We start from the raw sequence: 20,671 nt of genomic DNA, 5'->3' as shown, positions 1-20,671 counted from the left end.
GGGGCCCATGGAGGGGCAAGCGTTTTTGGTTCCTTTTTAGGCGTTTGTAAAAAGGGACTCGCCGTAAGGGCGAAACCATAAGCAGCCGTGACCGCAGCAACGGATATGTACCCCGTCAACCTCGCCCAAACGACGACCCCGCCAGCCGCCAAACCCGCAGCAGCAGATAGGAACCCCATCCCCCTCGCCACAGAGGCGAAACTGCCAGCTACGACAGCAGCGGATATTCCCCACTCCCCGCCAAAACGAATCAACTCCCCATTCATTGCACCGGCACCGCCCTGATCGTCGCCCGCGGCCCCTGCCCAACCCCAGGCGTCTGCAACGACACCGGCACCGCCCCCGGAATCGCCTTCGCCGCCGAAGGCAACTGCGGCGCCTGCATATCCGGCATCGCCCAACTGCGCTCCGGCTGCAACTCCCCCTGCGCCCGGCGCATGAAGTCGTAACGATTGAGAGTAATGCTGCGCCCCGCGCCACTGTCACGAATGATGTAGGGCCGCAAGAACACCATCAGGTTGGTCTTGGTAATGCTGCGCTTCTCATTGCGAAACAATGCCCCAAGCCCGGGAATACTCGACAGCCACGGCACCGCGTCATTGCTCTGGCTATAACCGTCCTGCAGCAACCCCCCCAGCACCATGATCTGCCCGTCATCCAAGAGGATGCTGGTATCGATCGCACGTTTGTTGGTCACGGTCCCGGCATCCACCGAGGCGCGAGGGTCGACGCTGCTGACTTCCTGGTAGATGTCCAGCTTGACCGTGCCACCCTCGGAAATCTGCGGCCGCACATTGAGCTTCAGGCCCACTTCTTCACGCTGCACGGTCTGGAACGGGTTGTTGCTGGTGCCGCCGCCTCCGGTGACATAGCTGCCGGTGACAAAGGGAATGGTCTGGCCAACAAAAATGCTCGCCGCCTCGTTGTCCAGGGTCAAAAGATTCGGCGTCGACAACACGTTGGTCCCGCCCTTGCTCTTCAACGCCCGGGCCAGGACCTTGAGGTCCAGCACCTTGCCGATCCCCGGGATGTCCACGGTGCCGTTGACCACGCCGATGTTCAGGCCCTTGGGCAAGACGTCGATGCTGGTCTTGCTGGCCGGTGTCCCCACCAGCCCGCTGCCGCCCAGGTTGACGCCGCCAAAACCGCCACGCCCACCCAGGTTGCCGGCCTGCCACTGCACGCCGAATTCGCTGGCGTCGTCCTCGCCCACTTCGACGATCAGGCTTTCGATCACCACTTGGGCGCGACGCTGGTCGAGCTGGTCGATGACTTCCCGCAGGTTGCGGTACAGCGGGTCCGGGGCGGAAATCAGCAAGGTGTTGGTGGTGGCGTCGGCCTGGATGGTGACCCCGCCGGCGCTGAAGGCGGTGTTCTGATCCGCTGACTGGCCAGTGCCGCTCAAACCGCTGCCGGAGTTGCTGCCCTGGCCGTAGGCACTGCTGCCACTGTTGCTGACGTTGCCGCTGCCGGTGGGCGTGCCGCTGCTGTTCTGGGTCGGGCTCTGGCCGCTCTGGCTGTTGCCGCCCATGCCGCTGAGCATGGCCCGGGCGCCGTCGTTGCCGCCGCTGTCGCTTTCGCCGGTCAGCAGCCCGCGCAGGGCCTGGGCCAACTTGCCGGCCTGGGCGTTGCGCAGGTAGACCACGTGCAGGTTGCTCGGGTTGCTCTGGGCGTTGTCGAGCTTGTAGATCAGGTTGCGCGCCAGCTCGGTGCGCTCCGGGCTGCCGGCACGGATGATGATGGAGTTGGAGCGCGGGTCGCCAATCACGCTGATTTTCTGGGTCTGGTCGGCGCCCTGGGTTTCCAGCAGTTCGGCCACCATGGTGGCGATGTCCACGGCGATGCCGTTCTGTACCGCTACCACATCGGTGTCGATGGCGCTGGGGGTGTCGATGCCGTCGATGATCTGCGCGACTCGCTGCAGGTTCTCGGCATAGTCGGTGACCACGATGCTGTTGTTGCCCGGGTAGGCGTTGATCGGGTTGTTCGGCGAAACGATAGGCCGCAGCACCGGGATCAGGTTCACCGCATTTTCGTATTGCAGGCGAAAGGTGCGGGTCAGCATGCCGTTGCCCGCTGGCTTGTCGGCGCTGTAGATCGGTCCGCCCAGCAGCTTGGCATCGGCCTCGGGCACCACCTGGGCCACCCCGCCCACGTCCACCACGGAAAAGCCCTGCATGCGCAGCGCCGCCAGCAGCATGTCGTAGGCCTGGTGGGCCGGCACCTGGCCTTCGCTGACCAGGGTCAGGCTGCCCTTGACCCGTGGGTCCACCAGGAACTGCTGGCCGGTGGAGCGGGACAAGGCCCGCACCACCGCCTGGATATCGGCGTCGACGAAGTTCAGTTGCACCGGCTGATCCCCCAGGGGCTTGCGCGGCACACTGGTGCTGCGCGGGCTGCTGTGGCCGCGACTGCTGTTGGTCACCGGATGCAGCACTTTCGGCCGTTGAGCCTGTTGCGCCTGCAAGCGCTGGCGATCCAGCAGGGCATCGCCGCTGCGCTGGGTATTGGCCAGGGGCTGGCCCAGTTCGCTGTCCACCAGCAAGGGCGGCGGCGTGGTGGACGGGGTGTTGCTGCAGGCCCCCAACGCCAGCAGCAGAAAAGGTGCGGCCTTGCGACACTGGCGCACGTAATTGCAACCTGACCACTTCATGAAGCTTCCTTAGCGCCCTGCGCCTGATCCATGCGAACGGTCCCGGACAGTGTGCCTGCCGAGTCTTGGGCGGCGGCCGCGGCTGCGCGTTGCAGACGGGCCTCCACCACCTGCAGTGAAAGCTGCCGGGGAGCCCCCAGCAGCCAGCCGACCACGGCATCCGCCGGGGCATGCTCAAAGGTCAACCGCCAGCTCTCGGGGCCGGCTTCATCAGGCTGTTGCAACTGGTAGTGGTCCTTGAGCCCGGCGCCGTCCAGGGTCTGGCGCAAGGATTGCTCAAGGCTCGCGCCCCGGCTGTCAGGGCCCGCCGCCTCGTGCAACAGCACTTCCAGGGCCTCGGCCTGGGCGCGCAACTTCGGCGTCTCGGCTTGCCAGTAATCGATCGTCTTCAGCGGCGGCTGGATCAGCAGCCACCACAGCAACAGCCCCAGCACGCCCAGGGCGGTGGCGCTCAGCAGGCGTTTTTCCCGCAGCGCCAGAGTGTTCCAATGGCCCTGGACCTGGATATGGACCTGGGTCCGCAGGCGCGACCAGCGCGCCTGATACTGCGCCAGCCTGGCCTTATTCATCTTCAGCTCCCGGGGAATTGTCGGCGACGTTGGCCGGCTCGTCTGCGGCCGGGCTCAGGCTCCAGCCATTGCCCTCGGCCCGGACGCTGTAGCCGGCCTGGGTCAAGGCGCCCTGCCAGGCGCTGTCGGCGCTCTTCGGGGTGTCCGGCAGCAGCTCCAGCTGCAAGCGGTCCTCGGCGAAACTCAGGCTCTGCACGCTGCCCACCATAAAGGGCATGGCACTGCCGGCCTGCTGCAACAGACGGCTGAACACCTGGGTCGGGTCAGCCGCCCCGCTCTGCTGCGCCGCCAGTTGCTGACGGGCCTGTTGCAGGGGATTGAGCACCACCGGCAATTGAGGGAACACCTGCTTGACCCGCTGACTCATCTGCGCCTTGAGCCGCTGGCCCTGCTCGGCCTCGCGGGCGGCATACAGGTTCAGCCCCACGACCCAGACCAGCACGGCCAGGGCGCAGCACCCCAGGGCCCGGCCCCAGCCTTGGACCTTCACGCCCCCCGCCACCGCGCCGGCGTGCAAGCCCCATCCCGGCAGCGGGCCGCTCCAGCGTTGCTCGCCCGGCAGCAGTTGGCAGACCGCCGGCGCGGCATCGCCGATCCAGCCCACCTCGCAGCCCGAAGCCCGCAACTGCTCCAGGGTTTCTTCCACCAGCGGCTGCACGCTGCCCTGCCCGCTGCTCTGGCGCAGCAGCAGCTGGCCATCGAGCAGGCACAGGTTGGCTTGCCCCGGCGGCGGCACCGGCAAGGCATAAGGCGCCGGGTACAGCCCCTGAAGCTTCAGGCCGGCCTGTGCCAACAGACGCCCCAGGGCTTGCAGTGCGGTCTTGGGCAACCAGCTCAGGGTCACCTGCCCCTGGGCATCCCGGGCGCCATGGGCCACGTGCATCTGCTCACTGGGGCCGAGGATCAGCGCCTGGGCGGCGCAGTCCACCGCGGCCTTGATCCGCGCCACCGGCAACTGAGGCAATTCGATATGGGTCAGCAGGCTGTCCAACGGATGCAGGAAGCACTCCACCGGCACCGGCTTGCCGCCCTGGGCCAGTTGCCCCAGGGGACAGCAGCCGATCTCCCCCACCCGGCCACTGCGATCGAGCCGGGCGAAGTCCACCGGGCAGGCCAATGGCGCTTCAGCCGCAATCAACTCGGCCAGGGGCGGCAAGGCGATGCGCAAGCGACTCATGCCCCCACCCGCGACCAGATCACCTGGGGCATGCGGTCCTCGGGACGGTGCAACAGGGCCTCCAGGCTGACCCGGCGCTGATCGCGGCGAGCCCGGCCCTGGAGCAAGAACCATTCGCTGGTGATGCCGACCTTGATCTGCTCTACCGCAAGATGGGGCATGCGTAGACGGTTGAGGAAGTCGCCACGGTTGATGAACCAGTGCCCGGCATCACGTTCCGCCACCAGGGCCTTGGCCCGGGACAGTGGCAGCCCCGGCACCGCCGCCGTCAGTACCTCGGCGCTGGCGGTATTGCCGTTGATCCAGGTGTTGCCCGGCAGGATGCTGACGTAGGGTTCAAGACGGGCCAACCGGGCCTCGTCCAGACCCTGGATACCCCGCAGGTCGTCCAGGCTGCGCAGCATCGGCTGACGGGGCGGCAAGGTCTGGGTCGCCGCGCCCGGAGACGTCAGGCGACCGCTGTTGAAGCTGCCCGGTTGGCTGGCGGCGTGCGCTGTGCTGCCCAAGCGCTGGGGATAGGAAGCGATCACCCGCTGGCTGATGCGTCGGCTCAGGGCGCTGTCGATGCCGATCAGCTGACACAGTTGTTCGAAGGCCTGCAACTGCACCGGGTCCACTTGCTGGTTGAACACCAGATTGCGCAGGTTGAACTTGCCTTGCAGATCTTGCAGGCGGCCCTGGAACCCCGCGTTGAAGCCGCCCAGGGCCTGATCGCCGATGGGCCGTGCCCAGGCCTGGTCGAGTCGGGTCAGGACGTCGCGCTGACGGGCGTCCCAGAGCAATTGCCGGCTGTATTCCAGGCCGCCCTGCAACACCCCGATCCCCACCACCCGCGCCTGCTCGGCTTCCACGCTGCGGGTCAAGGTGCTTTGCCGGGAGAGCATGGCGGCGGCCAGCACCGCCACCACCGCGGCGATCAGCAAGGCGCTGATGATAGCCATGCCACGCTGCTTCGCCGCATGGGGCGAATGGCTGTTCATGGCCGGCCTTACAGCTGCCAGGAGCCGATATCGGCATTCACGCCGTCGCCATCGGGCTGGCCGTCGGCACCGAGGGAGAATACATCCACCTCACCATTGGCCCCCGGGTTGAGGTAGTGATACGGACGGCCCCAGGGATCGTTGGGCAGCCGCTCCAGGTAGGAGCGCCAGTTGCTGTCCTTGGCATTGGCCGGACGCTCCACCAGCACCTTGAGGCCCTGGTTCATGTTCGGGTAGCTGCCGTGGTCGAGGCGATACAGCTTCAAGGCTTGCATCAGGCCGGCGATGTCCTGCTTGGCCGCCGTGGCCCGGGCCTGGTCCGGACGGTCCAGGACCTTGGGCACCACCATCGCGGCCAGAATCCCGAGGATGACCACCACCACCATGATCTCGATCAGGGTGAAGCCACGCTGGCTTCGGGGTGCAGCGGTTGAGGTGACAGGCGCGATATCCATCTCGACATTCCTTGGCTTGAGTTCGATTCGTCGCGCAGTGTTGCAAGAAGATATGTCAGTGGTATTGAAAAACCTCGGGAGTTTCAGTCGCCATTCGGTCAAGCCCGCAGGCTAGTCTGCGAGGCTGTTTCCCAGTCGCGAGGGGCCCATGCGAGCCGTGTCCAAACAAGCTGGATTTACCCTGATCGAGGTGCTGGTGGCCCTGGCCATCATTGCCGTGGCGATGGCCGCGGCAGTGCGCGTGGCCGGGCTGATGACCCAGAGCAACGGCCTGCTGCGGGACAAGTCCCTGGCCTTGCTGGCGGCGCAGAGCCGGCTCGCCGAGTTGCGCCTGGAAGGCCGTTTGCCCAGCGGATTGAAGAGCGTCGATTGCGACCAGGGGCGCCTGCAGCTGCGCTGCGAACAGGCGATTGGCGCCGCGACCGCGCCCGGGCTGCTGCGGGTCAGTGTCCAGGTGCGCGAGCGCAGCCGCGAGGCGCCGCCCCTGGCCCGCCTGGAAACCCTGGTCAGCCGGCCCCAGGTGCCGCGCCAGTGAGGGTCAGCGTGTCAGCCGTGGCAGCAGCGGCGAGTCCGGCAGCTTGCTGACCTTGATCCGCGACTGTTCGCCGCCGCGCTCGATCAGCACGCCGTCGGCCTCGACGGCGGCCAGGCGCACCCCCTGGGTCAGTTGCTCGCCGGCCAGGAAGCTGCGCGGCGGACCGTCGTTCAGGCTCAGGATCGCCACCGCGCCACGGGCGCCGGCCATGACCCCGGACACCTTGATATCCACCTGCACCGGCTGGTTGGCAAACCACTGCAAGGCCGGGTTGTCGGAGCGCGCGGCGAGCACCTGGGGCGCCACTGCCGGGGGTTGGGATTGCGCCGGGGTCAGCAGCAGCGACGACCAGGTGGCAACACCGGCCAGGGCCGCCAGCAACGCCGCGTATTGCAGCAACCGGGGGGCGTCAAGGCGCGACGGAAATGACATGGCACGTAGCATCGGCGGGACCTCCTGTTTGTCCGTTGCCACAGCCTACAGCTCAATTCTCACGGTTTTATTTCACTGCACGATCATCTGCGTCGGGCGCGCCCGTCCCGTCGCCAAGGAGCACCAGGTGCGACACACAGACAAGCAACAGGGCTTCACCCTGATCGAACTGATGGTGGTGCTGGTGATCATCGGCATCGCCAGCGCCGCCGTGGGCTTGAGCATCCGCCCCGATCCGCTGCAGACCCTGCGCAAGGACGCCGAGGGCCTGGCCCAGTTGCTGCAAGTGGCCCAGGCCGAAGTCCGGGCCGACGGCCGGCCGATCACCTGGCGGGCCACGGCCAAGGGCTATAGCTTCAGCCGCCGCGAGGACGAGGGCAGCGGCATCGACGACTTTCGCCACGACCGGCAACTGCGGCCACGGCAGTGGCTAAGCCCGGCGCTGCAGGTGCATATCGAGCCCAGGCAGCGCCTGGTACTGAACGCCGAATGGATCAACCCGCCGCTGCAGGTGGTGCTGTCCGACGGCCAGAACAGCTTGCGGGTAGAACGCAGCGCCAGCGGCCAGTTGCGGGTGGTGAGCCAGCCATGACGACACAACGCGGCTTTACCCTGATCGAGGTGATGGTGGCGATCATGCTCATGGCGCTGGTCAGCCTGATTGCCTGGCGCGGCCTGGACAGCGTCACCCGGGCCGACAGCCATCTGCGGGCCAGTACCGAACAGACCGAGGAACTGCTGCGCAGCCTCAATCAGCTGGAGCGCGACGTGGCCTTGCGGGCCGCTTCCCAGTTGCGCGAACCGAGCCTGGGAGAGACCGACGAGGCCGAACCCGACAGCCCCGCCCCGCTGAGCGTGCGCAGTTCCGACAGCAAGGGCTTTCGCCTGGAAGTGATCCGCAGCGCCCCCGCCCCGGGGGTTGGCTTGCAACGCGTGCGCTGGTGGCTCAAGGGCGACACCTTGTACCGCGCCGAGGCCGAGGTTCGGGACCGCTACCCCTTGCCGGCGCCCAAGAACGGAGTGGCCGTGCTCGGCCGGGTCAGCGACTTGCAGGTACGGGTCTGGAACCCTGACAAAGGCTGGCGTCAACTCAGTGGCAATCGCCAGGACAATCCCCCGGGCCTGGAGATCCGCCTGGTGCGGCAAACGCCCCAGGGCGAAGAGCGCTATCGCCAAGTGTTGGGGCCCTTGCTCTAACACGCTGCGAACGGCTGCGTCGGTGACGCTGCGAGTTCGAAACGCTGAGGGTTCGACGCAAGATCGCCAAGCAAGGCCCTGCGGGCCTTTTCGCAGCCTCGCCAAGGGCTCGGCAGCGGCTACAGGTCAGTGCCGAGCCAGGTTTGTGTAGCCGCTGCCGCAGGCTGCGAACGGCTTGGGCGGCATTGCGACGCAGGAGACGCAGGGATCTCGCGGGGTGTCAGCTGAGCAGTACCACGCCACCGGGCAGCTCGGTGCATTTGGCGCCATAGGCGTCGCGGATCAGCAAGGCCACGCCCGCCAACTGGTTGAGGTTGAAGCGCGCCTGAACCTTGCGCTGGCCCAACTCGGCATTGAGCAGCACCAGCATCCCCGGACGATAGCGGTTGATCTCGCTGATCACGGTGTTGAGGCTGGCGTTGTCGAACACCAGCACCTGCTCGCGCCAGGCGATCACGCTGCGGGGGTCCACGGCGATCGGCTCGCCCACCGCCCTGGCGTCGTAGGTCAGTTGCCGGCCGCTGTCCAGGCGAATGCTGCGCCCCGCCACTGCCACTTGCAGGCTGCCTTCGATGCAGGTCACGCACACCTGATGATCGGTGTTGCGCAAATTGAAGCGCGCCTGGCGCGCACTCAGCCAGCCATCACCGGCCTGGACCTTGAGCGCCTGGGTGCTGTGGCTGAAAACTTCCACCTCGCCCTCCAGCAGCTCGATGCCCTGCTCGCCCGCGCCGGGGTCGCGGCGGCTGATGCGGGTCTGGGTATTGAGCTCCAGGCTCACGCCCTCGGCCAGGTCCACCCGCCGCTGCTCACCGACGTCGGTGGCGAAATCCGCGGTCAGCCCGGCAAAGCCGCCCGGGACAGTGAACCGCACCATGAACAGCGCCGCCGACGCCGCAATCGCGCCACCCAGAAACGCCCGACGCCCCAAGTGCCGGGGCCGGGACTGTTGCTCCAGCTGCTGGGCTGCCGGTTGCAGACAGTGCCACAGGGCCTTGGTGTGCTCGAAGGCGGCCGCGTGCTGCGGGCTTTGTGCGCACCATTGGCGCAGCGCCCGGGCGTCGGCCACGGTGGCCCGACCCGAAGTCAGGAGGACCAGCCAGTCCTGGGCTTCCCTCAACAGTTGCGGGTCCGCCGAGGCCTGGGGGGTGCAGATGCTAAAAATGTTCAAGCGCGCAGGTACTCACGGATTGATCAGGGACTCTTTGTCTAGGACAGTTTTCCGGCCCCGGGACCGAACCGCTGAATGACTTTTCTTTCAAGGCGCAAGGCGCAATGGCCCAGGGCAGCCTTGATTTCTTTCTCCACCATCCGTGTGGAAATGCCGAAACGCTGGGAAATTTCCAGGTGCGGCGCCTCTTCCAGGCGCGCGGCGATAAAGATCTTGCGCCGCCGCGCCGGCAGTTCGTAGAGGGCTTTGAGCAGGGTCTGGATTTCTTTCTGGCCGCCCACCACCCGCGACGGGTCCTGGGTGTCATCGGCGATGTGCAGCAGTTCCTCGACCTCGTCGCCGGTCAGCAGCCGGGCGTCGGACTGGCGGCGGTCGGCGGCAATGTTCAGGGCCATGCGATAGAGGTAGGCATTGGGTTGCAGCAGGTTGGGCGGCTCTTCCATGCGGTCGACCCGCAGGTAGGTTTCATGCAGGACGTCGTTGGCCAGGTCCTCGGAGCCCAGGCGCCTGCGCAAGCGCACCCGAAAGTCCTCGTAGGACGTCAGGAACAGCCTGACCATCGCACTCTGTGCGGTATTTTTCATACCCCGGAAGCTCCTTCCCATTCCCTGCAGTCCATGCGTTTCCCTGTTGTGTCCGGTATCAAGAGTAAGGTCAGCGGCTGGCGCAGCGAGCTGGGCGCCTGGCGCTGAACCCGGGTGTCCGCCAGGCGCTGCACCAAGGCTTCATCGCGCTGCAGATCGCCGGTGGAGCTCACCAGGCGGCTGTGCTGCACCCGGCCATCGGCGCCGATCCACAGTTGCAACAAAGCGCGAAAGCGGCCCGGACGGGTCAGCGCCGAACCACACAGACTGTGCTCCACCGCCTGTTGCACGGCACTGGCATAACTGCTGTTGAGCCGCGCCGCCCGGCTGCTTCCCGCACCCGGTAGCGGCGTGGCCGGCGTGGCCTGTGGCACCTGCAGGGTGAAGGCATCGCTGCGGGCATAACGGGCCATCAGGCCACTGCCCGCCAGCAGGCGACTCAAGCCCTCCTGAGCGCTGTAGCGGCCCTTGATCCCCACCGACCGCCGCCCCCGGGTCAACTCCCGATCCACCAGCACCGCCATTCCTGTGGCGCGACTGAACAGCTCCAGGGCATCCACCAGGTTCTGCGCCGGAATCTCCAGCGTCAGCAAGGCCTGGGAATCCACCCGGGGCGGTCCCTCGACAGCGGGCTGGCCCCAGCCCTGCGGCATCAACGCCAGCAGCACGAACCCCAGCACACAGGTCGCCAAGCCCCCGTGCAATGAAGTCCATCGCCCGACCTGCGCGCTGCGTCGCTGCACTGCAGTCCAATCCCTAAAAGCGTCATCCTGAGGCCAGTTTATGAATCTGGTGTTACGGCCACGGCAAAAAAACCATCACTTTTTCAGTCATCGGTTTGCACTACACTCGGCCGGCATCGAGGCCCGCTTTCCCGGGCCTGCCAGGAGGCCAGGATGAATCGTTCAAGCCAATACGCCGCCACCTTGTTGCTGCTGTGCGCCCTGCCCTGGACGCTGCAGGCCGAGGAGGCCCGCGAGGGTTGCGTGGAAGTCAGCGTCGGCGGCTACAAGGCCCCCGACTACAACTGCCTGAGCAAACAGATGGGCAACGACCCGGACGCCGTCAAGGCGGCCCAGGCCAATCAACAGGCCATGGAGGACCCGGTGCACAAGCGCCCGCCGAACCAGGTCGGGCTCTCGACACCGGCCGCCACCAGCGTGCGCATGGGTAATACCTTCGGCACTTCGGTCAAGCCGCAACGGCCCTGAGGGCCAGCTCCTCGGGCCTGAAGCGGCCACTGCCGGGACTGCGCCCCTATACCGGCCGTTAACCTCGGCCGCGCTAGATTGCTGCACCCAAAAACCGGTGCCAGCAACCTGCCACGCCGCCATTCGTGCACGCGTTCGAGTGCTGGCCACCATACCGTCGGCTTTTTTTGTGTGTTGTGAACATGGAAAGCGTTCAAAAACAAATCTGGCAACGACCCGGCCTGAGTATTTTCCTGGTGGCCCTGGTGCTGTTCATGGGCCTGCAATACAAACCGGCCGTCCTCAACTACACCACGCGCTTCGTCGACTTCGCCGAGTACATGCTGCAGCACGGCATGACGCTGTTCCCCATCGCCGACGATCTGCAGCCGTATCCCGACTACACCGTTGTCAACACGCTGCTGGTCTACCTGGCGTCGCTGCCCTTCGGCCAGCTGTCCGTGCTGTCGATGGGCCTGCCCTTGTGCATTGCCGCGTCGCTGATGCTGGTGTTCATCTACAAACTGGGGGCCCTGCATGAGCAGAAATGGGGCGTTTGCGGCGTGCTCTTTGCGCTGTTCACCTGGGCGTTCCTGGACAGCGTCAACTCCCTGGCCCTGGACATCTACCCCGCCCTGATCACCGCGGGCTGCTTCTACCTGGCCTACACCGCCGATCTCAAGCAACAGCGCGCACGCCTGGCGCTGGTATTGCTTGGGCTGATCCTGGGCTTTGCCCTGCGCGGACCGATCGGCATGATCGGCCCGGCACTGGTGGTCGGCACCTATTACCTGCTGAGCCGGCAGTGGCGGACCCTGGTCGGGTTCTCGCTGCTGAGCGGCCTGCTGTTCGCCGCCGGGGTCGCCCTGCTGGCCTGGGCCGCCCACGTGCAGGGTGGTGACGCCTTCATGCAGCAAGTGCTGGAAATGCAGGGCCTGGGCCGGATCGCCAGCAATCACTCGCCACGCTATTACTTCTACTTCAGCGTCGGGCTGATCACCTACAGCTTCACCGCGTTCTACGCCCTGTGCGTCATGGTCAGAAGCGCCAGGCAGGGGTTCAGCGCGCCACCGCCGTCGGCACCGCGCCTGCTGCTGTACCTGGGCGCCTGGTTCTTGGTGCTGATCCTGTTCTTCAGCATTCCCAACTCGAAGAAGGCGCGTTACATCGTGTCCATCACCCCGGCCATTTCCCTGCTGGCGGCCTATATATTCGTCGACCCCAACGGCCTGTTCAGCGCCACCCGCAAACGCCTGCTGCGCCTGTGCCTGAACCTGCCGGCCAGCGGCGCGGTCCTGGCGCTGCTGGTGCTGGGCTACAACGCGTTTGCCGCCCAGCCCTTGCAGCCCAACTTCGCCGGTGTGTTCGCAAGCTTTGTCCTGCTCAGCGGCGTGCGCTACTGGATCGGCCGGCAATACGCCGAGCACCGGCATTACGAGGTGATCGTCCTGGCGTTCGGCGTGGCGGCGTTTCTCTTGCTCGATGGGTTCTTTTTCAACGCCATCACCTATCACCTGGAACTGGCCAATGAGCCAACGCCCAAATTCCTGCCTTACTGGTTCTGGTAAGCCCGGGACACTGGGCGGCGGGCAATCCGGGGCGCTGCTTGCAACGCGTGTGCAAGATTTGGTAACACTCCCGCTGGCCAGCGGCCATGAAACCGAACTGGCACAGTGCTGTCACATCGCAATCGGTAACGGCAGCGGTCGTCCGGCGGCGCCCGGCCCAGGTGGCGGGCGCCGCGCATCACTGCCACAGGTTACCGGCCTGGGCCTGCCGCCCATGCGCCAGGCCATACTCCATCAAGGCTGAAAGAGCGAACCATGAAGCAAAACATCCTCCTCGTATCCGTCTGTGCCGCCCTGCTCCAGGCCTGCACCCCGGCGTCCACTCCCCCTGAAGGATCCTCTTCCATGCCCGCCAGCACTGCCTCCGTCAGCGCCCAACCCGCACTGGCCGCCTACTACTGGCAACTGGTCTCGGCCAGCGACGCGGCGGGCAAACCCGTTGCCGCCCTGGACAAGGGCATCGAGCGCCAGCTGCGCCTGACCTTCACCGGGCAGAACCTCAACATCAGCGGCGGCTGCAACCGCCAGTTCGGCGGTTTCCAGTCTGAAAACGGCGTGCTCAAGGTCCAGCCCCTGGCCTCGACCATGATGGCCTGCGACCCCAGCCTGATGAGCCTGGATACCGAAGTCGGCCGCCTGTTCAAGGGCGACCTGCGCACCACCTTCGGCGGCGACGAAGCGACTCCGACCCTGCAACTGACCACCCAGGACGGCACCCAGCTCAAGTTCGTAGGCCAGCCCACCCCCGAGACCCGCTACGGCAGCCAGGGCCAGACGCGCTTCCTGGAAGTGGCGGCCCAGACCGTCAAATGCAGCCACCCGCTGATCCCCGACTTCCAGTGCCTGCAAGTGCGTGAGCGCCGCTACGATGCCGCCGGCCTGCAACTGCCAACCCAGGACGCCTGGCATCCGCTGTACCAGCCCATCGAGGGTTACGAGCACCAGGACGGCGTGCGCAACGTGCTGCGGGTCAAGCAATACGAATGGAAGAACCCGCCTGCCGACGCCCCGTCCACGGTCTACGTGCTGGACATGGTGGTCGAGCAGGACGCCTCGGCCAAGACCCGCTAAGCCTTACCCGACAACCGCCTGCCGGCACCGACGCCAGGCAATAAAAAAGCCCCGTATCTTGCGATACGGGGCTTTTTTGCTTGGGGCGGGGTCAGGCCGTTACAGCACCGACTGACCGCTCATGGCCAGGTCCAGCAGTTCCCGGTTGGCCACGGCATACATGGCGTAGTCGGTGCCGCTGGCGGCACGGATTTCCACCATCATGGCGCGCCAGCGATCAGCCATGCTCGCGTTCTGCTCCAGCCACAGGGCCACGCGGGCTTCCATGTCGTCCGGCGCATCGGCCATCTGCAGCACCTTGATGGTGATCGCCCGTTGCTGCCAGTCCACGTCATCGCGGAAGGCTTCACGGGCCTGGGCCTGCCAGTTGTTGCCCACCGGCAGATCGCTGATCTGCTGCAGGTACCACGGCAGGTCCAGGGCGCTGCCCACGGCGAAGTAGGCCTTGGCCACATCGGCCGCGCTCTGACCGGTCACGTCGGCCGCTTCGATGATCGGCAGCAGGGTGTACAGGTGAGTGGTGCCTGCAACCATGCGCGCCAGCAACTCCGGTACGCCGGCTTCGACATAGGCCTGGTAACGGTTCTGCCAGCCTTCGCGGGTCGGGCCTTCCAGCAGTTCGTCGAGCTTGAGGCCCAGCGCCGCCAGGTGCGGACCGAAGTGGGCGACATCGCGCGCGGCATCCTGCTCGTTGCGCCGGCTGCGCAGGAACCAGCGGGTGGCCCGACGGCCCAGACGCATCAGTTCATCCATCAGCTCCAGTTGCACCTGGGCCGAGACCTGGTGATCCAGGGCTTCGATCTGACGGAACCAGTGCGGCAGGTGGAAGATGTCCCGCACGATCACGTAGGCACCGGCGACGTTCGCCGGGCTCATGCCGGTGGACTCCTTCAGGCGCTGCACGAAGGTGATGCCCATGTGGTTGACCAGGTCGTTGGCGATCTGGGTGCTGACGATCTCGCGCTTCAGACGATGGCGACGCATGGCCTCGGAGAACTTGGCCACCAGGCTTGGCGGGAACGCGGTCTCCATGTCACGGGTCAGGTAGTCGTCATCCGGCACCAGGGACTTGAGCAAGGCTTCCTTGAGGTCGATCTTGCTGTAGGAAATCAGCACCGACAGCTCCGGACGGGTCAGGCCCTTGCCGGTCGCGGCGCGCTCGGTGAGCTGCTCCTCGGTCGGCAGGTACTCGATGGCGCGATCCAGCTTGCCGCGGCCTTCCAGGTCGCTCATCAGGCGCTTGTACTCGGCAGCACGCTCGTAGGCACGGCGCGCGGCCAGGGACAGGGCCTGGGTCTGCTTGTAGTTGTTGCCCAACACCAGGCCGCCGACTTCGTCGGTCATGCTGGCCAGCAGCTGGTTGCGCTGCTTGTCAGTCATGTCGCCGGCCTGCACCACTTCGTTGAGCAGGATCTTGATGTTCACTTCGTGGTCGGAGCAGTCCACGCCACCGGCGTTGTCGATGAAGTCGGTGTTGGAACCGCCGCCATTGAGGCCGAACTCCACACGACCCAGCTGGGTCATGCCCAGGTTGCCGCCCTCGCCCACCACTTTGCAGCGCAGCTCGTTGCCGTTGACGCGCAGGGCGTCGTTGGCCTTGTCGCCGACGTCAGCGTGGCTCTCGGTGCTGGCCTTGACGTAGGTGCCGATACCGCCGTTCCACAACAGGTCCACCGGCGCCTTGAGCAAGGCGTTGAGCAGCTCGGTCGGGGTCAGCTTGTCGGCCTGGATGTCGAAGCGTTCTTTCATCTGCGGCGAGATGGCGATGCTCTTCGCGCTGCGCGAGAAGATGCCGCCGCCTTCGGACATGATGCTGGTGTCGTAGTCGGTCCAGGCCGAACGCGGCAGCTCGAACATGCGCTTGCGCTCGACGAAGCTGGTGGCCGGGTCCGGGTTCGGGTCGATGAAGATGTGCAGGTGGTTGAACGCCGCCACCAGTTGCAGCTTGTCGGACATCAACAGGCCGTTGCCGAACACGTCGCCGGCCATGTCGCCGATGCCGACCACGGTGATGCTGTCTTCCTGGACATTGATGCCGCGCTCGCGGAAGTGGCGCTGCACGCCGACCCACGCGCCCTTGGCGGTGATGCCCATCTTCTTGTGGTCGTAACCGGCGGAACCGCCGGAGGCGAAGGCGTCACCCAGCCAGAAGCCGTAGTCGATGGCGATGCCGTTGGCGATGTCGGAGAAGGTCGCAGTGCCCTTGTCCGCCGCCACCACCAGGTACGGGTCATCGTCGTCATGCCGCACCACGTTGGCCGGTGGCACCAGGGCGCCGTCTTTCAGGTTGTCGGTGATGTCCAGCAAGCCGGAGATGAAGATGCGGTAGCAGGCGATGCCCTCGGCCGCGATCTCGTCCCGGCTGCCGCCCAGTGGCAGGCGACGGGGCAGGAAGCCGCCCTTGGCGCCCACCGGCACGATCACCGAGTTCTTCACTTGCTGGGCTTTTACCAGGCCCAGGACTTCGGTACGGAAGTCTTCTTCACGGTCGGACCAGCGCAGGCCGCCGCGCGCCACGTTGCCAAAGCGCAGGTGCACGCCTTCAACCCGTGGCGAGTAGACGAAGATTTCGAACTTGGGCACCGGCTTGGGCAGCTCGGGGATCAGGTGCGGGTTGAACTTGAAGCTGAAGTAGGACTTGTTCTGGCCGTTGGCGTCGGTCTGGTAGAAGTTGGTCCGCAGGGTGGCCTTGATCAGGTCCAGGTAGCGTCGCAGGATGCGGTCTTCGTTGAGCACCTGAACGTCGTCCAGGGCGGTGAGGATCGCTTGTTCCAGACGCTGCTGCTTGTCTTCCAGGTCTTCACTGGTGAGCTTGCGCGCCAGGTAGAAACGGGTCTTGAACAACCGGGTCAACTCGCGGGCGATGTCGGTGTGGTTGTTCAGGGTGCTGGCGATGTAGCCCAGGTCGAAGCCCAGGCGGATCTGCTTCAGGTAGCGGGCATAGGCACGCAGCAGCGCCACGTCGCGCCATGGCAGGCCGGCAGTCAGCACCAGGCGGTTGAAGGCGTCGTTCTCGGCATCGCCACGGACGATGTGGACGAAGGCGTCCTGCAGCGTGTCGTTGAGCTGCTGGATGTCCAGGTCCAGGCCTTCGGCGGCGGTGAAGGCGAAGTCGTGGATCCAGTACTCGCGGCCATTGTTGTGGCGCAGGCGGTACGGGAACTCACCCAGCACGCGCAGGCCGAGGTTTTCCAGGATCGGCAGCACGTCGGACAGCGCCAGCGGGGTGTCGGCGTGGTACAGCTTGCAATGCAGCTCGCGCTGGCCGGACACCTGGCCCAGGGGCTGGTAGAAGCTCATCACCAGCGGGTTGGCTTCGGTCAGGCTCAGCAGGTGCTGCATGTCCACCACGGCCGAGTGCGCGGCAAAGCGCTCGCGGTAGCCGGCCGGGAAGCCTTTGGGGAAGTCCGCCAGCACGTTGGTGCCGTGGGCTTCGCCGAAGCTTTCCACCACCAGGCTGGCGTAGTCGTCCTGCCAGCTGCGGCAGGCCTGCACCACTTCTTTTTCCAGCAGCAGCGGGTCGATGTCGATGCGTTGTTTCGGGTCCACTCGCAGGATCAGCTGCACGCGGGCCAGCACCGACTCGGAGAAGAAGGTCCAGAACTCGCAGTCAGTGGCTTGCAGGCGATCCATCAGCACTTGCTGGATCTTCTGCCGCACTTCGGTGGAATAGATGTCGCGCGGCACATAGGCCAGGCAGTAGGCGAAACGGCCGTAAGGGTCCTTGCGCAGGAACACGCGGATCTTGTTGCGTTCCTGGATCTGCACGATGGACATCACGGTGCTGAACAGCTCGTCCACCGGGGTCTGGAACAGATCGTCCCGTGGCAGCACTTCCAGGACCTGGGCCAGTTCCTTGCCCAGGTGCGCCTTGGCCTGGAAGCCCGAGCGCTGCTCGATGACTTCGACCTTGCGACGGATGTAGGGAATCACTCGCACGCTTTCGCCGTACACCGAGGAGGTGTAGAGGCCCATGAAGCGGCATTCCTTGATCACCTTGCCGTCGGCGTCGATCTGGCGGATCGAGACGAAGTCCGGGTAGGCCGGACGGTGCACGCGGCTGGGGTGCGCGGCCTTGGCGAACGACAGCGGCGTCGGTTCGCGCAGGTAGTTGACGGCGTAGTCTTCGATGCGCAGGTCATCGCTGGTGAGGCCGGCGCGCAGCAGCTTGGCCAGGCCGAGGAAGGAGCTTGGGTCATAGTCGATATGCCCGCCTTCCTGATCGGTGCCGACTACGAACTCTTCGTAGCCGAGGAAGGTGAAGTGGTTGCCCACCAGCCATTCCAGAAAACTCTTGATCTCGGTCTTTTCATCGGCAGCGATGGCGAACTGGCTGTTGTCGATGCTTTCGATCAGTTCCTGGACCTTGGCCTTCATCGGCTCGAAGTCGGCCACGGCGACCCGCACTTCACCCAGTACCTGTTCCAGCTCCTTGCCCAGCACGCTGAGTTCGGCGGCGTTGGCGCAGCGGTCGATCTCCAGGTACATCAGCGACTCTTGCTGCACGCCCTCGCCCTGGGTGCCCTTGGGCAGGACTTCTTGCAGCTCGCCCTTGCTGCCGCGACGTACGCTGAGCACGGTGGTCTGCAGGGTGTGGATGCTGTAGCCGCGACGGTTGAGCTCGGTACGGACCGAGTCCACCAAAAACGGCAGGTCGTGGTGCAGGACTTCCACCGCGGTGTGGGTCGACTGCCAGCCATGACGTTCGTAATCGGGGTTGTAGACGCGCACTTGCGGTTGCGCGTGATCGAAGCGCTCAAGCAGGCGCCAGGCAGAAAGGGTGCAGCCCGCCAGGTCGGACATGCGACGCTGGGTGAGTTCGTCCAGGGAAATGATGCCGAAGAATTGTTCAGCGAACAGCGCCACTTGTGGCAGTGCCTGTTCACTGATGTGCTGGGCCAGTGCCGCTTGCAGTTGGTGCTGGAAGTCGGCCTTGCTGGCTGCGGTGAAGAACGCCATCTGTGGTACTCCGCTTGGGCTTGTTATTGATGGTAGCGTCGCGTGCAAACCCCTTGCGGGGCGGTGGTGCATCCTGCTCCTGGTCTCGGGCAGAGGTTGCAGGATGCCAGGTGGGTGAAGCTGGACGAGACGCACAGGTCACATTCACCTTCCCGGGATGGGCATCTGCAAAAACGACTGGCGCTTTCAGAGCGCGCAATGCCTTTACAGGTGACCATCGCAAATCAGACGCAACCTATTGCACTTGAGAACAAATTGTCCGCTGCGCAGCTTAACGAGTGGAACGCGACAGCTGCTTGCGATGCTGCGACATATTCGGTCAACGGCACGCAACTGGCGGACGATGCCCTGAACAACACTAGCAGGCGACGGAGAAAAACCAGGGTTTTTCCCCGGTTTCGCGGTACTTGCGTACCAGAAGTGACGCTGCAGGTGATGACTGTTCACGACCTGTTCTCTGACAGACAAGCCAGCAGAAATTCCCTCGGGCTGGCAGAATTGTTTCTTTTTGCCCTGTCCGGCCGCTGCCGGCCCCCGCCCCAGGAATGCCCCCATGCTCATGACCACTGCCCACCTGATCGCCAACCCTTGCGACGACGAAGAAGACAACATGGCCATGCTCTGCTGCCACAGCAGCCAGGGCGAGATGTTCCTGATGAGCCGCTACCCGGACGAGGACGAACTGGAAATCACCCTCGACGGCGAGCCCTCGACCCTCGATGGCGTCAAGGTCACCCTGAGCCCGACCACCCTGCTGATCGAAATCGCCGCGGCCGACGCCGACGCCCTGAACGGTTCCGACCACCTGGAAATCCGCCACAGCACCGCCGCCTCGGACCTGGCCGAAGTGGAACTGACCCTGCAGAACATCCTCAAGGGCACCGGCACCTACATCAGCCAGCTGCCCTGACCCGCCGTCGAACCTGCGGCGCCCTCCAGATCCCCGCGTCTCCTGCGTCGGTATGCCGCCCAAGCCGTTCGCAGCCTGCGGCAGCGGCTACAGGAACCGCCCGCGGGAATCGGTGGGTGGCGGTGTTTTTTTTCGACTAATTTGGCTAAATCAGGTTTTCCCCGTTAGTCGCCGACCCCCGCTATGGATTAAAGTATCGCCCCCAGCCCCGACGTTAGTTCAACGCCCGGGGCGCACCCTCTCCAGGAACAGTCACCGATGGAACATCGTGAAGCGCTATTGGCGCTGCGAACCTTTCTTTCAACGCAGATTCTCGGCCAGGAAAAACTCATCGAGCGCTTGCTCATCGCCCTGCTCGCCGACGGCCACATGCTGGTCGAAGGCGCTCCAGGACTGGCCAAGACCAAGGCCATCAAAGAGTTGGCCGAAGGCATTGAAGCGCAATTCCATCGGATTCAGTTCACCCCCGACCTGCTGCCCGCCGACATCACCGGCACCGAGATCTATCGCCCGGAAACCGGCAGCTTCGTGTTCCAGCAAGGCCCGATCTTCCACAACCTGGTGCTGGCCGACGAAATCAACCGCGCCCCGGCCAAGGTCCAGTCGGCGCTGCTGGAGGCCATGGCCGAGCGTCAGGTCAGTGTCGGGCGCAGCACCTATGAACTGTCGCCCCTGTTCCTGGTGATGGCGACCCAGAACCCCATCGAGCAGGAAGGCACCTATCCCCTGCCCGAAGCCCAGCTCGACCGCTTCCTGATGCACGTCAAGATCGGCTTCCCGGACGCCGCCGTGGAGCGCCGCATTCTCCAGCAGGCCCGCGGCGAAGCCTTGAATGGCGAAACCAAGCCCGAGCGTCGGGTCAGCCAGCAGGCGATCTTCGCCGCGCGCAAGGAAATCCTCGGCCTGTACATGGCCGACGCGGTGGAGGAATACCTGGTGCAACTGGTGATGGCCACCCGCACCCCGGCCAAGTTCGACCCGGAAATGGCCGAGTGGATCGCCTACGGCGCCAGCCCCCGCGGCTCCATTGCCCTGGACCGCTGCGCCCGGGCCCACGCCTGGCTCGCCGGCCGCGATTTCGTCAGCCCGGAAGACATCCAGGCGGTGCTGTTCGACGTGCTGCGCCACCGCATCATTCTGTCCTTCGAGGCTGAAGCGGCAGGCATCGACCAGGACCGTGTGGTACAGCGCATCCTCGACGTCGTTGCCGTCGCCTGATC

General features: G+C 65.4%; 18 protein-coding genes. 8 read left to right on the top strand and 10 right to left on the bottom strand.

Going from position 1 to position 20,671, the window contains the following annotated elements; genetic code table 11:
- Positions 1–262: 262 nt before the first annotated feature.
- Genes gspD through gspG form a run of 5 tightly spaced genes read right to left on the bottom strand, consistent with a single transcriptional unit; the run spans position 263 to position 5,834 of the window.
- Complete coding sequence (gene gspD / locus PQT43_RS31055) at positions 263–2,653, bottom strand: type II secretion system secretin GspD (protein WP_272755585.1); 2,391 nt, start codon at positions 2,651–2,653, stop codon at positions 263–265.
- Positions 2,650–3,222, bottom strand: coding sequence for a type II secretion system protein GspM (gene gspM, locus PQT43_RS31050; protein ID WP_272755584.1), 573 nt, complete (start codon positions 3,220–3,222; stop codon positions 2,650–2,652). The genes gspD and gspM overlap by 4 nt, the downstream gene beginning before the upstream one ends.
- Complete coding sequence (gene gspL, locus PQT43_RS31045) at positions 3,215–4,399, bottom strand: type II secretion system protein GspL (RefSeq protein ID WP_267268337.1); 1,185 nt, start codon at positions 4,397–4,399, stop codon at positions 3,215–3,217. Before gspL ends, gspM begins: the two co-directional genes overlap by 8 nt.
- Positions 4,396–5,379, bottom strand: a complete 984-nt coding sequence (gene gspK / locus PQT43_RS31040; protein ID WP_170004487.1) for a type II secretion system minor pseudopilin GspK — start codon at positions 5,377–5,379, stop codon at positions 4,396–4,398. The genes gspL and gspK overlap by 4 nt, the downstream gene beginning before the upstream one ends.
- An 8-nt stretch (positions 5,380–5,387) precedes the next feature.
- Complete coding sequence (gene gspG / locus PQT43_RS31035; RefSeq protein ID WP_102879110.1) at positions 5,388–5,834, bottom strand: type II secretion system major pseudopilin GspG; 447 nt, start codon at positions 5,832–5,834, stop codon at positions 5,388–5,390.
- A gap of 148 nt (positions 5,835–5,982) precedes the next feature.
- On the opposite strand from gspG, the gene gspI reads away from it, so the two are divergent.
- Positions 5,983–6,369: a type II secretion system minor pseudopilin GspI gene (gspI, locus tag PQT43_RS31030; RefSeq protein ID WP_110597244.1), complete on the top strand. Its 387-nt coding sequence runs from the start codon at positions 5,983–5,985 to the stop codon at positions 6,367–6,369.
- A 3-nt stretch (positions 6,370–6,372) separates the two neighbouring features.
- On the opposite strand, the gene PQT43_RS31025 is transcribed toward gspI, so the two are convergent.
- Positions 6,373–6,801 (bottom strand): type II secretion system protein N, encoded by a 429-nt coding sequence (locus PQT43_RS31025; RefSeq protein ID WP_240322011.1) that lies wholly within the window; start codon positions 6,799–6,801, stop codon positions 6,373–6,375.
- 127 nt (positions 6,802–6,928) lie between these two features.
- Here PQT43_RS31025 and PQT43_RS31020 point away from each other — a divergent pair, with 127 nt between their 5' ends.
- A complete protein-coding gene (locus tag PQT43_RS31020; protein WP_272755581.1) occupies positions 6,929–7,393 on the top strand; it encodes a prepilin-type N-terminal cleavage/methylation domain-containing protein in 465 nt (154 codons plus the stop codon).
- Positions 7,390–7,998 (top strand): PulJ/GspJ family protein, encoded by a 609-nt coding sequence (locus PQT43_RS31015; RefSeq protein ID WP_110653686.1) that lies wholly within the window; start codon positions 7,390–7,392, stop codon positions 7,996–7,998. The genes PQT43_RS31020 and PQT43_RS31015 overlap by 4 nt, the downstream gene beginning before the upstream one ends.
- A gap of 220 nt (positions 7,999–8,218) precedes the next feature.
- On the opposite strand, the gene PQT43_RS31010 is transcribed toward PQT43_RS31015, so the two are convergent.
- From PQT43_RS31010 to PQT43_RS31000, 3 genes are read right to left on the bottom strand one after another with little or no spacing between them, the layout of a single operon-like run.
- Positions 8,219–9,169, bottom strand: coding sequence for a FecR family protein (locus PQT43_RS31010; protein ID WP_102879105.1), 951 nt, complete (start codon positions 9,167–9,169; stop codon positions 8,219–8,221).
- A gap of 38 nt (positions 9,170–9,207) precedes the next feature.
- On the bottom strand, positions 9,208–9,753 hold the full coding sequence (locus PQT43_RS31005) for an RNA polymerase sigma factor (protein WP_102879104.1): 546 nt from the start codon (positions 9,751–9,753) through the stop codon (positions 9,208–9,210).
- Complete coding sequence (locus PQT43_RS31000; protein ID WP_102863578.1) at positions 9,750–10,406, bottom strand: STN domain-containing protein; 657 nt, start codon at positions 10,404–10,406, stop codon at positions 9,750–9,752. Before PQT43_RS31000 ends, PQT43_RS31005 begins: the two co-directional genes overlap by 4 nt.
- Positions 10,407–10,649: 243 nt before the next feature.
- Between PQT43_RS31000 and PQT43_RS30995 the strand changes: the two genes are divergently transcribed.
- The 3 genes from PQT43_RS30995 to PQT43_RS30985 all read left to right on the top strand — a co-directional run bounded on the left by PQT43_RS30995 (position 10,650) and on the right by PQT43_RS30985 (position 13,582).
- Entirely contained in the window at positions 10,650–10,964 is a 315-nt protein-coding gene (locus PQT43_RS30995) for a hypothetical protein (RefSeq protein WP_102879103.1), read from the top strand.
- A gap of 182 nt (positions 10,965–11,146) precedes the next feature.
- Positions 11,147–12,511, top strand: a complete 1,365-nt coding sequence (locus tag PQT43_RS30990; protein ID WP_272755579.1) for a hypothetical protein — start codon at positions 11,147–11,149, stop codon at positions 12,509–12,511.
- A gap of 345 nt (positions 12,512–12,856) precedes the next feature.
- The gene (locus tag PQT43_RS30985) at positions 12,857–13,582 is read left to right on the top strand and encodes an META and DUF4377 domain-containing protein (RefSeq protein ID WP_272755577.1); all 726 of its coding nucleotides are present in this window, start codon (positions 12,857–12,859) and stop codon (positions 13,580–13,582) included.
- A 99-nt stretch (positions 13,583–13,681) separates the two neighbouring features.
- On the opposite strand, the gene PQT43_RS30980 is transcribed toward PQT43_RS30985, so the two are convergent.
- On the bottom strand, positions 13,682–18,541 hold the full coding sequence (locus tag PQT43_RS30980; RefSeq protein ID WP_123390489.1) for an NAD-glutamate dehydrogenase: 4,860 nt from the start codon (positions 18,539–18,541) through the stop codon (positions 13,682–13,684).
- A gap of 553 nt (positions 18,542–19,094) precedes the next feature.
- Between PQT43_RS30980 and PQT43_RS30975 the strand changes: the two genes are divergently transcribed.
- Together PQT43_RS30975 and PQT43_RS30970 are read left to right on the top strand one after the other, a co-directional pair.
- On the top strand, positions 19,095–19,451 hold the full coding sequence (locus PQT43_RS30975; protein ID WP_102863321.1) for a hypothetical protein: 357 nt from the start codon (positions 19,095–19,097) through the stop codon (positions 19,449–19,451).
- A gap of 258 nt (positions 19,452–19,709) precedes the next feature.
- Positions 19,710–20,669, top strand: a complete 960-nt coding sequence (locus PQT43_RS30970) for an AAA family ATPase (protein ID WP_003218556.1) — start codon at positions 19,710–19,712, stop codon at positions 20,667–20,669.
- The last annotated feature ends 2 nt before the right edge of the window (positions 20,670–20,671 follow it).

This window comes from Pseudomonas sp. BLCC-B112 (genome assembly GCF_028550695.1).
Classification (GTDB): Bacteria; Pseudomonadota; Gammaproteobacteria; order Pseudomonadales; family Pseudomonadaceae; genus Aquipseudomonas; species Aquipseudomonas danubii.
This window is presented reverse-complemented; position numbering and strand designations above follow the sequence as displayed.